The sequence below is a fragment of the Mycobacterium sp. 1245111.1 genome, assembly GCF_001673405.1.
Lineage (GTDB): Bacteria > Actinomycetota > Actinomycetes > Mycobacteriales > Mycobacteriaceae > Mycobacterium.
Window position 1 is genome coordinate 96673 of the sequence record NZ_LZLV01000146.1, and the last position, 13273, is coordinate 109945.

Annotated in this window: 11 protein-coding genes; 1 reads left to right on the forward strand and 10 read right to left on the reverse strand. The window is 66.2% G+C overall.

Annotation, left to right across the window (positions count from 1 at the left end):
* Window positions 1-79 precede the first annotated feature (79 nt).
* Entirely contained in the window at window positions 80-1357 is a 1278-nt protein-coding gene (locus A5658_RS24205) for a PQQ-binding-like beta-propeller repeat protein (protein ID WP_067341293.1), read from the forward strand.
* Here A5658_RS24205 and A5658_RS24210 read toward each other — a convergent pair.
* The 10 genes from A5658_RS24210 to serB all read right to left on the reverse strand — a co-directional run bounded on the left by A5658_RS24210 (window position 1354) and on the right by serB (window position 13270).
* A complete protein-coding gene (locus A5658_RS24210) occupies window positions 1354-2061 on the reverse strand; it encodes an esterase (protein WP_067341296.1) in 708 nt (235 codons plus the stop codon). The two genes, A5658_RS24205 and A5658_RS24210, sit on opposite strands and share 4 nt — an antisense overlap.
* A gap of 163 nt (window positions 2062-2224) precedes the next feature.
* Window positions 2225-3145: a hypothetical protein gene (locus A5658_RS24215; protein WP_156751627.1), complete on the reverse strand. Its 921-nt coding sequence runs from the start codon at window positions 3143-3145 to the stop codon at window positions 2225-2227.
* A gap of 1129 nt (window positions 3146-4274) precedes the next feature.
* On the reverse strand, window positions 4275-5072 hold the full coding sequence (locus A5658_RS24220) for a hypothetical protein (RefSeq protein WP_156751628.1): 798 nt from the start codon (window positions 5070-5072) through the stop codon (window positions 4275-4277).
* Between the two features lie 192 nt (window positions 5073-5264).
* A complete protein-coding gene (locus A5658_RS24225) occupies window positions 5265-6464 on the reverse strand; it encodes a class I SAM-dependent methyltransferase (RefSeq protein WP_231997433.1) in 1200 nt (399 codons plus the stop codon).
* Complete coding sequence (locus tag A5658_RS24230) at window positions 6422-7390, reverse strand: class I SAM-dependent methyltransferase (RefSeq protein WP_067341309.1); 969 nt, start codon at window positions 7388-7390, stop codon at window positions 6422-6424. Before A5658_RS24230 ends, A5658_RS24225 begins: the two co-directional genes overlap by 43 nt.
* A 43-nt stretch (window positions 7391-7433) precedes the next feature.
* Window positions 7434-9497, reverse strand: coding sequence for a cellulase family glycosylhydrolase (locus A5658_RS24235; protein ID WP_067341313.1), 2064 nt, complete (start codon window positions 9495-9497; stop codon window positions 7434-7436).
* 41 nt (window positions 9498-9538) lie between these two features.
* Window positions 9539-10297 (reverse strand): enoyl-CoA hydratase, encoded by a 759-nt coding sequence (locus tag A5658_RS24240; protein ID WP_067341316.1) that lies wholly within the window; start codon window positions 10295-10297, stop codon window positions 9539-9541.
* Window positions 10285-11112, reverse strand: coding sequence for an NUDIX hydrolase (locus A5658_RS24245; RefSeq protein WP_067341319.1), 828 nt, complete (start codon window positions 11110-11112; stop codon window positions 10285-10287). Before A5658_RS24245 ends, A5658_RS24240 begins: the two co-directional genes overlap by 13 nt.
* Window positions 11109-11975 carry an ABC transporter ATP-binding protein gene (locus tag A5658_RS24250; RefSeq protein ID WP_156751634.1) on the reverse strand — a complete coding sequence of 289 codons (867 nt, stop codon included), beginning with the start codon at window positions 11973-11975 and terminating at the stop codon, window positions 11109-11111. The genes A5658_RS24245 and A5658_RS24250 overlap by 4 nt, the downstream gene beginning before the upstream one ends.
* 59 nt (window positions 11976-12034) lie before the next feature.
* On the reverse strand, window positions 12035-13270 hold the full coding sequence (serB, locus tag A5658_RS24255) for a phosphoserine phosphatase SerB (protein WP_067341325.1): 1236 nt from the start codon (window positions 13268-13270) through the stop codon (window positions 12035-12037).
* Window positions 13271-13273: the final 3 nt, after the last annotated feature.

The following is a 13273-nucleotide window of genomic DNA, read 5'->3' on the forward strand; positions in this document are numbered from 1 at the left end:
TTCGCGTTCCGGGAAGGATTGAGGAACCCACACCGTGTCGTGGCCGATTCCCCGCCGTGCCCTGCGGCATTGGTCATCGATGGTGTCGGCGATCCTTCTGAGCGCAGTCGCAGCGGGCTGCGGTAATACCGACAGCTGGGTCGACACCGTGCCCGCCGAGGGCTGGCCCGCGCAGTACGGCGACGCCGCCAACAGCAGCTACACCGCGACACCGGGCGCCCAGCGTCTGAGCCTGCGCTGGACCCGTTCGGTCAAGGGATCGCTGGCGTCATCGGTGGCGCTCAGTTCGCGCAACTGGTTGGCCGCCAATGCGCAGACGCCTGGCGGCTGTTCGCTGATGGAATGGGAGAACGACGAGAACGGCCGGCAACGCTGGTGCACACGGCTCTACCAGGGCGGCGGCATGTCCAGCCCGCTGTTTGACGGTTTCGACAACCTCTACGTCGGCCAGCCCGGGGCAATCCTGTCCTTCCCCGTCACACAGTGGATTCGCTGGCGTCGCCCCGTGATGGGAATGCCTTCTACGCCAAGGATTCTCGGACACGGCCATGTGTTGGTGGTCACGCACCTGGGACAGGTCCAAGTGTTCGACGGCCATCGCGGCACGGTGGTCGGCAATGCGGTGGACCTGGTGGACAACGTCGACCCGCGAGACTTCACCCGGGGGCTCGCGGATTGCGAACCCGCGAAAGAGGGCTGCCCGGTCGCGGCTGCGCCGGCATTTGCGAAGGACCGCGGACTGATTGTGGTGAGCCTGTGGGAACCGGGCGCACCCGCCCCGGGCTTAGTCGGGCTGAAGTACCACCCCGGCCAGAATCCGCTGCTGACCCGGGAATGGACCAGCAACGCGGTGGCCGACGGGGTCCAGGCCAGTCCAGTGATGTCCGGCGACGGCTCCACGGTTTACGTCAACGGACGTGACCAGCGACTGTGGGCACTGCATGCGGCCGACGGCAAGGCGAAATGGTCGGTTCCGCTGAAATTCCTCGCGCAGACTCCGCCATCGGTGACACCGGACGGATTGATCGTGTCGGGCGGCGGCCCGGACACCCGACTGGTCGCGTTCAAAGACTCCGGCGACCACGCGCAGGAGGTGTGGCGACGTAACGACGTCAGCCCGTTGTCGACGTCAAGCCTGGCCGGGAGCGGCGTCGGCTACGCCGTGGTGACCGGTGGGCCAGGTGAAGGAGCACGGGGCATGACGTTGCTGATCTTCGATCCCGGCAACGGCAGAACGCTCAACAGCTACCCGCTGCCGGAGGCGACCGGCTACCCGGTCGGCGTCTCGATCGGCCGTGATCGCCGCGTGGTCACCGCCACCAGTGACGGCCAGGTATACAGCTTTGCCCCAAGCTAGCTCTTGATCGCCAGCGGCGGGATGGCGTTGCGAGGAACATGAACCTGGCTGGCGCCGGCCAATGATGGCAGGAGTTCGCCGGGTGCGAAGTAGAAAATCAGCTCGTCGTCGGTGATGGCGAAGTTCTGATAGTGCGACGCGTCTAATCCCGAGCCGGGCGAGATCGCGGCACCGAGCCCCGTTTGCTTTCCGATCTCCCGTTGAACAATCGGAAAGATCGAATCGAGCGGCTTAGTATTCGGCGCGAAAAGGGTGTCGAACGTGATCGCCTTCTGCGCCGCCACGTCGTAATTGAAGCCCTTATAGAAAGTGGACGGCCGCGGTCCGCCGAGGTCTTCGAAAACCTTGAGCACGACGCTCCGAGTTCCGCCGGGTGCCTGGCCGGAATGGTACTGCTCGGAGATGACATCCATTTGGTAAGGGACATCACGCGGGCCGGAGCTTTGCGATGACGTTTGCGCGACATTGACAAAGCCGTCGCGGTTCTGGCCAAGGAAATCGGTGAGCGCCTGGTCTGGATAGTCCCCTGGGAATGTCATGTTCACCGTGTAAGTCGAAGTAACCGAATGCACGGTGCACGTTTGATCATCCTGGAGCACGCCGCCCAAGTTGAGGCAGGCCGAATCCGCGGCCGCGACCGCACCGCCGGACCAGCCCAGCAGGGCTCCGGCCGCTATCAACGCGGCCGACATCATCTTGTGCATCGGTCGACTTGTCCTCGCAGACTCAGAACGGCTGAAATGCCGTCCAGCCAGCGTACCTGGCCCCCGCCGCCACAGAATTCAAGCATCTCGCTGGTGAACGCCCGCGCAGGTCAGCGGCCCACCGTCCTCCCCCGCGGCGGCCGCTGACCCGGCAGGCGGGCCGCTAGAACAGCCCGGCGAGATCAGTCCAGAAGTTGCTGAGATCGGCGGCCGCGCCCCCGCCGTCGAAGGCAGCAACCAGATCGGTCCAGAGGTTGCTGGTGTCGGCCAGAGCACCAGATGCGTCAGCGCCGGAGAATAGGTCGGTCCAGAAGTTGGTGCCGGCGGCCAGGGCGCCCGACGTGTCGCCGGAGAATAGGTCGGCCCAGAAGGCTTGTCCGTCCGCCAGGGCGCCCGAGGGATCGGTGGTCGACAGCAGATTGGTGCTGTCGGCGGCCGCGGCGGTGGACGACGACGGGCCATCACCGTAGAACTTCAGGATGTCCGCCAGGTAGTCCGCACCTTGCGCGTTAGCGGTCCCGAGGTTGTTGCCTTCGACGTAAGCACCGTCGTAGCTGCCCGATCCGGCAGCGTTGCCGCCGGCCCATGCGCCGTTGTCGTTGCCAAAGATCACGGCGTAGTTGAAGCTGCCGGGATTCGCAGCGTCGGTCGTTCCCGCATACGCGAAGCTGTGGTCGCCGAAGACGAAGGCGGTGTTGTCGGCCGAACCGCCCGCGCCGGCATCGCTGTAGGCGCCGGCGATGGCAGTCGAACCGGTGCCATCGACGGCTGCGTAGTTGTTGGCGCCGAACGCGTAAGCGGTGGCGCCGGCGCCGTTGGCGATCGCGATGTTGCCGTCGGTGCCCGTGTAGGCGTGCGCGCTGCCGTCCTGGAATAACGACATTCCGTCGAAAGAGATGGCCAGGTTCAACTCCGGCGTGGTGGCTGCCGGAAACGCCCCGCCGGTGAGAAAGCTATCGACAGTCGACAGCCAATCGAAGGACGAATCTGCCGACGCAATTCCGGGCGTCGCTGCGATCGCTCCCCCAATACCGAACCCGATGGCCAGCATTCCCAGCCGAGACAAAGCACGAGTGCCCCTCATTGGTTCTTTCCTTCCCCCAACGCGCATTGTGGCGCGCGCCCCTTCGCTGTCGGCGTCCGCCGCGCCGAGTGGCAACAGCCTATGCGCAAGCGTCAATTCAGTTCGAACAAAGTCTAATAATTTTAGAAAAATTCCTTAGCCCTTTTTTTGCTTACTGACACTAGTTCAACATGTTGTAAAACGCGGTCAAAAGGAGCGGTTTGCAGGGTTTCGATCAAGATCAGCGGCGGCCGGTATGGTTTTACGGCCACGGAACTTAACTCGCGATCAAGATCAAACTGAAAGATACCGGACGTTTCACCGGAATTTATGTCCTGAGATCCGGAAAGACTAACCGAAGTTCCGAATGTACGCCTTGTGGCCGGTGCAACGCGCGCTGACGGGCGGGCGGCGACCTGCGCCCGAGAATCTACTTTGCGGCGCTTGTCCTCGGCACCCCCGAGCGGGCTAGCGTCGATCCCAGAAACGAGCCGATTACCAAGCCCGAGGCCAGAAGGCCCACTCGGGCAATGCCGCGAGACTTCACGATGAACACATGCGGCGAGTTCGCGCAGCCGGGGCGGTGGAACTACAGCAGCCGCATCATGTCCCGGTAATGCTTCGCTGTAGCCCCGCCGACCCCCGGCGCGCTCACGTTCAGTCTGCGGCTCGCACCAGCCACAGTTCATGGGGAGATCTCCCTATTTTTGCGTCTCCGTCGCCGATGGAGGACATCCACGGCGGCCGCCCTAGCGCCGAACAGCGTTCGCTGGCAGCTTCCGTGACGTTCTGGGGAAACAGAAGAAACGCGAGCGCCAGTTCGCCACTTTTTAGTGTGGGCTTCCGAAGTTCCGGATATTTACTCCCAGAATTTGCCCAATACGGCCGGGCGAGAAGAATGGATCCGATTCGCGCATTAGGGCCGAGAAAGGGCGTCACGAGCGGCGAAATGCCAAATCGGTGATGGACATTGATTAAGGGTTCACGCGATGCGGCGAACTCAGCGCAAGTGCGCGGCGCTCTCGGCGCCGAGATCTGCCGAGGCAATCGAGGGGGTCGAGGATCTCACGCTGTAACCACTCGGGAGTAGCAAACAGCTTTGACACACTGTGTGCCGGGCCGGCGACAGCCGACCCGGCACACAGCAACGTCAGAACAACGACGCGAGCTCGGTGAAAAAGTGGCTACTGTCGGCGGCGGCGCTTGACGGGTCGAATGCCGAGAGCAGGTCGGTCAGGAAGTTACCGCCCGTTGCGGCGCTCGATGCGTCGACGGATGGCAGCAGATCGGCCAGGAGGTTTCCGCCGTTGGCAGTGGCGGCGGCGTCGGCCGAGCCGTCACCGTACGCCTTCAAGACGTCGACGAGATAGTTCGCCCCTGTCGCATCGGCATTGCCAAGGTTGCTGCCCTCGACATACGCCACGTCGTAACTTCCCGAACCCGCTGCGCTGGAACCGGCTTCGGCTGCGTCGTTGCTGCCCCAGATCTGCGCACTGTCGTCGACGCCGTTGAGGCCGCCTGCGAATGCGTAGTCGTTGTCGCCGTCGATGAAGACGGTGTCGCCGGTCGAGCCAAGAGCGCTGGCATCCGAGGTACCGCCGGCAATGCCGGTGTCGTTGGTGCCCAGGACGTCGGCGTAGTTACCCGTACCGAACGCATAGGCGGTGTCACCCGCGCCCGTGGCCATCGCGATGTCCCCATTGGTTCCCGAGTACGCGAACGCGGTTCCCGTCTGCATCAGCGTCACGCCGTCGATGGAGATGGCCATGTTCATCCCCGGCGCGTCTGCGGCCGGGAGGGCCGCACTGCCCAGCAAACTGTCGACCGCGGACAACCAATCGGTCGAGGAGTCAGCTGCAGCGGTTCCCGGCAGAGCGGCAACTGCCGCTCCAATACCCAATCCAATGGCCAACATGCCCACCCGTGCTAGCCCACCAGCTTTTGACATGCGAATTTCCTTCCCCCTCCGCACCACAACGTGCGCATTGTTTATCCCTCAGCACCCAGCTGAGGCGGACTTAGTTTATTGATTGATTCGTGATTGGTACGAACAAAGCCTAATAAACTTCAAGTATTTTCTCAGCGGGTAGTTAGGTCGCGGTTAATCAAAACGCCGTCCTGCCAATACCTGCGTTCGGGGTCATCGCGACGGACGGCACACCAACGCGATCCCGCGCGCGGCGGGGCCCGACCCGATCCGGGTAATGACCACGGTCAGCGACTGGCTGCCACGCAGAGTCAGCCGCCGACGCAGCGCATCGGGGTCGACCTGCACCCCGCGGACCAGGATCTCCAGCGCGCCGCAGTCGAGCGCCGCCAACGCCTGTCGAAGCCGCCGCTCGTCGAACGCCAACCGCTCGAGAACCTCGAACCCTCGCAGGCCGGGCGGTAACTCGTCGCCGGACAGGTAGGCGATATTGGGATCGAGCTGCCAGAGCCCGTACCGCGCGGCGAATTGCCGCACCAGTCCAGCTCGCACCACCGCGCCGTCGGGGTCGACGATCCATCGGCCCACCTCCCCTACCGTGCAATCGTCCGGCTCGCCGTCGGTGATCTGCTCGTCGCGGTCGAGGATGCTGGCCCGCCGGCGCACACCAGGCTCGGTGAGCCCCGCCGACCACAGGCAGGCTTCTCGCACCGATCCTCGATACGAGGTCACCTCGATCTCGCCGTCGAACCCCAGCAGCCTGACCCCGTCGAAGTCGATCCCTGGCCCGCACTTCACGACGAGGTCGCGGCCTCGATAGGCGTCGATCAGCGCATCGAGCGCAGGCTGGTAGTCGCGCGGATCGAACCGCCGGCGACCACTGCTTCGCCGTGCCGGGTCGGCGACCACCACGGTGTCGCGCGTGACGGGATGGAGCGCATCGGCACGGCAGAGGTCGGCGGTATCGCCGAGGTTGTGCCGCGCCATCGCCAGCCGGACCGGGTCGATGTCGCTGCCCATCATCCGGCTGGCCGATCCCCGCAGCGCCGCCAGCTCGGTGCCGATCGAACAGGTGACATCGTGAATCACGTTGCCGCGCAACCGGTTCGCCCGGTGCAGCGCCACCGGCGAAGTGGTCGCCTGCTGCAGCGCTTCGTTGGTGAACAGCCACTCGTCGGTGCCCGGCAGTTTGTCGGCCGCGCGTCGCCGCAGCAACACGGTTTCCACCAGGGCCGGGGTTCGATCGCCGAATTGCTTTCGTACCGCCGCGATGTCGCCGATCCGGTCGGTCAGCGGGAGGGCTCCGACCACGGTCAGCGCAGCCGAGCCCTCGTCCGACGTCAGATAGACGACGTCGTCGAGGCCGAAGTTCAGGACGGCTTGACCCCGGTGATCTCGACGTTGTAGAACCAGCCCTTCGGCACCAGGTGCCGCCAGACGTTGGCGTCGGCCCAGCTGAGCACCTTCCAGCTGTTGAAGGCGAAATTGGCCCAGGCCCAACCCAGCTTGTCCGGCTGCACCGCGTATTCGAAGGTCCGCAGCGGCCAACCGAGCATCGCGGCGGTGAACTCGACGGTGGCGGTGTCGACGTCGACGGCGCCGGCGGCCCTGGCCATCTTTTCCAGCTCGGCCGGGAAGAAGGTGTGCAGGTCGACGATGGACTCCAACGCCGCGGCGCGCGAGGACTCGTCGAGTTCAGCCTGAGGACGTCGCCAACCGTCGAGGCCCGGCAGCTTGGTGGCGTTGGTGGCGACCCGCCAGGTCAGCATCGACAGCGTGCGTGCGTAGCTGTTGCCGACGGTGGTCGGCTCGCCGGCGAACACGAATCGTCCGCCTGGCCGCAGCACGCGGAGCACCTCACGCAGCGTGAGTTCGACGTCCGGAATGTGGTGCAGCACAGCATGTCCGACGACCAGGTCGAACGAGTCGTCGTCGTAGGGGATGCGCTCGGCGTCGGCGACCCGGCCGTCGATGTCCAGCCCTAGCGACTGCCCGTTGCGGGTGGCGACCTTGACCATGCCCGGCGACAGGTCGGTGACCGATCCTCGCCGCGCCACCCCCGACTGAATCAGGTTCAGCAGGAAAAACCCGCTCCCGCAGCCCAGCTCGAGGGCGTTGTCGTAGGGCAGTCGGTGGATCTCGTCGTCGGGGACGACGGTGTTGAAGCAATCCCGGGCGTAGTCGATGCAGCGCTGGTCATAGGAGATCGACCACTTCTCGTCGTAGTTCTCCGCTTCCCAGTCGTGATAGAGCACCTGGGCCAGCTTGCTGTCGTGGCGCGCGGCCTCGACCTGCTCTGCGGTGGCGTGCGGCTGCGGCGCCGGATCGGTACTGGTCATGGTCGCCCAGCCTAACGGCCGGACGTCCTGACGAGCACCCTGCCTATCCTGCTGCGGCGCTGACCGTCACCGAAACGGCGGTCGCGCCGGGGTTCGAGGCGATCACCAGTTCGGCGGCATTGGGCGCCGAGACGACCTCGCCGCCAGTCACGCTGACCTGGTAGCCGTCCGGAAATTCGATGCTCGGGACCGAGATCGTGGTGTGCGAGCCGGCCGGGAAGCTGCCCAGCCCGTCGGGTTCCTCGGTCGAGTAGCTGAACTGGAAGGTGCCGTTCTCGAACGAGTACGACTCTGGCGTCCCGGAGACCAGTTGCGGGTAGGGCTCGGCGAGGGTCTCCAGGTTGGCGGTGTTGACGTTGTCGCCGATCGGCGGATCCGCCGGGTTGTAGACGAGCGATTCCGATCCCGGCGGGCTCGCGCTGGTGGTGATGTCGCCCTGGCCGGAGTAAGCCCACTCCGTCCACCCGATCAGGTGCTGGTCGGCGCCTTGCATCGGTCCGAGGATCTGTGCCTGGTTGCTGGTGGCGCCGAACTCGCTCATGAACGCCGGGATCCCTTGTGCTTGGGCGTAGTTCTCGGCGTTGCCGACGATTCCGCTGACGCTCGGTATGCAGCCAAGCGGGCCGAGATCGAATTCGCAGTAGTCGTGGAACGACAAGACTGTGTTCGCAGCGTCTACGTGGCCCAGATCGATGGGCAAGCCCGCGTTGGCCAGGACGTTGGGTTCGAAGAAAATCGGCGTGGTCGGGTCGACGGACCGGATCGCGTCAGCCCCCTGGTCGTAGAACGGGGTCAGCTGCTGACTGTCGAAGAACGGGTTACCGAACAGGGTCGACAGGAACGTCGATGAGCCCGGGGACGGTTCGTTGATGAGCTCGAACCCCGCCACGTTGGGATTGCCGTTGAAGGCGCCCGCGACGTATTGCAACATCTGCGAGTAGTTGTCTTCGAGCCCAATGCCGTTCGATGCATCGGTATTGGTCCACAACGACTCCCAGGCCTGTTGCTCGGCGGGGTTGAAGAACTCGTTGTACGGGAATGGCAGCGACGGGTTGGCACCGCCGGCGGTGATCGTCGCCCAGGCCGGTGCGCCCTCTCCCCCGAAAGCGGTGCCGTACGCATCCTGATGGAAGTCGATGATGCTGTGAATGCCGTGGTTGCCTAGGGTTTGGACGGTCTGCTCGATCGAGTTCAGGTAGGCGGTGTCAAAGACGCCGGGCTCGGGTTCGAGGTACGACCAGATGACGCCAACCCGCACGGCGTTGAAGCCGTTTTGGGCCAGAAATGCGGCGTCGTCGTCGCTGAAGCCGCTGGCCGACGGCTCCCCCGGGGCCACCTTGTAGACCTCGTTGAGCCCGTGCAGCAGGACGACTTGGCCGTCGCTGTTCGTCAGCCAGTCGCCGCTGGTGGTCAGGCCCCCCACGGTCGGGATCGTGGGTACCACGGCGTAGTCGCCGACCATGCCGTGCTCGCCGAACACTCCGGCATTGCCGCCGGCCCCGCCGAGCGCGGGTAAGCCCACCGCCGTGAGGCCGGCGCCGGCGTTGCCCCCGTCGCCGCCGATGCCGAACAGCGAGCCCGCGTCACCGCCGTCGCCGCCGGCGGCGCCCGCGCCGCCCGCTCCCCCTTCGCCGCCGCTGCCGAAGAAACCGACCGCGTCGCCGCCGGATCCCCCCGCTTCTCCGGCTTGCGTGCTGTCCCAGCCGTGTCCGCCGTCACCGAACCACAGGCCGCCGTCGCCGCCGTTGGGGTCCATCTGCGTGCCGTCGGCGCCGTTGCCGATCAGGAACTGCCCGGCCGCCAGGTTGATGGCGTGGTCGACCTGCTCACCGAACGAGCTGTTCATCCAGCTCTCGATGCCGGCGTGCAGCGGGTCATAGATGTACTGCTGGAAAAGCCCTGCCGCAGTGAGGGTTTCGGCGCTCGACGCACTGGCGGACAGTGCCTGCTCGATCGCCTGGTTGCCGACTTCCGCGGATGTCGCGCTGGCAACGAGGTCGCTGAGCATGCCGCCGAGGCCGAAATCGTCGGCGTGGGCGGCGGGTGAGACGAACATCGCGGTCGCCGCGAACGCGGCGCCGATGCCAAGACTCGGTCGGAGGATCACCGCGACCTCCCTCGCCCGCAGGTGTGAGTTAGCTCAATACCTTAGGTCGGCTGCGTCGTCGGTCGTCGCAAATTCGCGTCGAAAACTTCCAGGTAGCGCCGTCGCTCGGCATCCCATCGCTCGGCCAGAGCAACGCGGTAGACGTCGTCGAGGCCAGCCTTGGCGGCGGCAAGCGCGGACCGGGGCGCGTCGACGAAGCGGCTCGCCCAGACGGCGGCGGCGTCGTACACGCCATCGGGGGCCACCATTTCGTCGATCAGGCCCAGCGCCTGCGCCTCCTCGGCGTCGAAGAACCGGCCGCTGTACACCAGCTCCTTGGCCTTGCTGGTCCCGGCCGTGCGGGCCAGCCGCGCCATGGCCTCGCCGTCGGGAACGAGCCCGGCCAGGATCTCCGTCGCGCCGAACCGGACGTTGTCGCCACTGACTCGCCAGTCGGCGGCCAGTGCCAGGCCGAGTCCGGCGCCGAGTGCGTATCCGGTGATCGCGGCGACGGTGGGTTTGGGAATCGCCGCGATCGCGTCGACGGCAGCGCGATGCACGCGTATCCAGCTCTCGGCCTCCGCCGCGGTCAGGGTGCGCAGTTGGTGCATGTCGTCACCGGCGGAGAAAATCTCGTGGCCGCCGAACAGGATGACGGCGGAGATGCCGTCGTGACCGCTGACCTCGGCCGCGGCCTGCTCGATCTCCCGGTACACCTGCCGCGTGAGTGCGTTGGTCGGAGGCCTGGACAACACGACGGCCCCGACGCCGGGACGGTCGGTGTCGAGGTGGACGCTGACGAACTCGGTCACACGTGCCATCGCTGGCCGCCGGCCTTGCGCGCCCGGTGATAGCGGTCGGAGTCGAAGAACTCGAAAATCCAGTTGTCGCCGTCGATTTCGACATTCGGCTGCACGGTGACGATCTGACGCTCGACCGACAGCACATCGGCTACCGTGCGCCCGTTCAGCGAGTCCAGCTGCGTCCAGGTCGGCGGAAGCAGGAAGCAGCGGCCGCCTTCGAAGTCGGCGATGGCGTCCTGCGGCGTCGTCCACTCCGCGCGGTCGGATTCGGTGTTGTCGCCATCGGCCCGTTGACCGTCCGGCAGGGCTCCGACGAAGAAGTAGGTGTCGTAGCGGCGGGTCCGCTCGGCTTCCGGGGTAACCCAATTGGCCCACGGCCGCAGCAGATCCGATCGCAACACCAGGTTTTCTCGGCGCAGGAAGTCGGCGAACGACAGCGTCCGGTCGTCCAGCGCGCGGCGGGCGTCGGCGTAGGCCGAGGCGTCACGAACGATTCCGTCCGGATCGTCGGCGGGGCCGGCGAACAAGACCCCGGACTCCTCGAATGTCTCCCGGGCCGCCGCGCACACCAGCGCCGCGGCCAGCTCGGTGTCGGTGCCGAACCGCTGCGCCCACCATTGCGGCGGCGGTCCGGCCCATGCGATGTCCGCGTTGCGGTCGCGGTCGTCGACGCCGCCGCCGGGAAACACCATCGTCCCCGGGGCGAACTCCATCTTCGAGTGGCGTCGCATCAAGAAGACGTCGAGACCGTGCTTGCCGTCGGGGTCGTCACGCACCAGCATCACGGTCGCGGCCGGGCGCACCGGCAACGGGACAAACGTGTCGTCGGTCATGAACGCCTCCGATGTGCCGCGCGGGTGCGGGTGCGACGGGCGAAGTAACGCCCGTCGAGCACGTCTACCTCGATCGACTGGCCGAACGCTGCCGACAAGTTCTCTCCGGTCAGCACATCGGACAGCAGTCCCGCGGAGACGACCTGCCCCTCCGATAACAGCATGCAGTGGCTGAAGCCGGGCGGAATCTCCTCGACATGGTGGGTGACCAACACCAGTGCGGGCGCGTCGGGGTCGGCGGCCAGGTCGGCCAGCCGTGCCACCAGCTCCTCTCGTCCACCCAGGTCGAGGCCGGCGGCGGGCTCGTCGAGCAGCAGCAGCTCGGGGTCGGTCATCAGCGCCCGCGCGATCAGGATTCGCTTGCGCTCGCCTTCGGACAGGGTTTCGTAGCGGCGGTCGGCAAGATGCTCGGCGCCCAGGCTCTCGAGCATGTCGACGGCGCGGTTGTAGTCGACGTCTTCGTACTTCTCCCGCCACCGACCGAGCACCGCGTAGCCGGCGGAGACGACCAGATCGCGGACCACCTCGTTGCCGGGGATGCGCTGTGCCAGAGCCGAAGAGCTCAACCCCACCCGCGACCGCAGCTCGGACATGTCGACCCGGCCTAGTCGCTCGCCGAGCACGACCGCGCGTCCCGACGTGGGGTGCTCGGCGGCGGCGGCGATCCGCAGCAACGACGTCTTGCCCGCGCCGTTGGCACCGATGATCACCCAGCGTTCGTCGAGTTCGACCGACCACGTCACCGGCCCGACCAGAGTGTGGCCGTCGCGGATCAGCGACACCTCGGTGAAGTCGATCAGTAGGTCGGGGTCTACTGCCTCGCTACCGTCGGCCACCCGCCCATCGTGCCGTACCGCGCCGATTAGTGATCGAGCGGGATGTCGACGCGGCTCATCCTGCGTCACACCAGCACCGTCGGCGCCTAGTCCGGAGGGATGTCGACGCGGCGCACCACGCCGTCGAGCGCGTCGGCGGCCTCGATCTCACCGCGGGTCACGCCGAGCAGAAACAGCACGGTGTCCAGGTAGGGGTGGCTCAGCGACGCGTCGGCGACTTCCCGCAGTGCGGGCTTGGCGTTGAACGCGATGCCCAGACCGGCGGCGGCCAACATGTCGATGTCGTTGGCGCCGTCGCCGACGGCGACCGTCTGCGCCATCGGCACGCCGGCCTGAGCGGCAAAGTCGCGCAGCGCCTTGGCTTTTCCGGCGCGGTCGACGATCTCGCCGACGACCCGCCCGGTGAGTTTGCCGTCGACGACCTCGAGCACGTTTGCGGCGACGAAGTCCAGCATCAGCTCGTCCGCGAGCGGTTGGATGACTTGACGGAAGCCGCCGGAGACCACGCCCACGTGATAGCCCAGTCGGCGCAGCGTGCGAATCGTGGTCCGGGCGCCCGGGGTCAGCTCCACGTCTTCGGCGACCTCGTCGATCACCTCGACGGGCAGGCCGGCCAGCGTTGCGACACGCTGGAGCAGCGACTGGGCGAAGTCCAATTCGCCGCGCATGGCGGCATCGGTGATCGCCTTGACCGCTTCTTCGGCGCCCGCGCGCGCCGCGAGCATTTCGATGACTTCCTGCTGGATCAGCGTCGAGTCGACGTCGAACACGATGAGCCGCTTGGCCCGACGCGCGATGTTGTAGTCCTCCAGCGCGACGTCGACACCGACCTCGCCGGCGACCCGCGTCAGCACCTCCTGCAGTTGACCGCCCACACCCGGTGGTACGGAGACGCGAAGCTCGAGTCCTGTTACGGGATAGTCGGAGACGCCGCGGATGAGGTCGATATTGACGCCCAGCGACGCGACTTCGCGTGCGACCGCGCCGAACGCCTCGGCTGTGATCGGACGGCCGAGCACCATGATCGTGTGCGTCGAGGGTTCGCGGATGATCCGCAGATCGTCGCTGCGCTCGATGGAAACCTCGAGGCCCACCGAGTGAACCGCCGCCTCGACTTCGTCGCGAAAGGCTTGGCCGTCAACGACTTCCGCGGGTGCGGTCACCAGCACGCCCAGGGTCAGGCGGCCCCGGATCACCACCTGCTCGACGTTGAGCAACTCGACCTTGTGCTCTGACAGCACGCCGAACAGCGCCGACGTCACGCCCGGTTTGTCGTGACCGGTGACGGTGATCAATGCCGACACCTTGCGGGGGGTACTCACCCC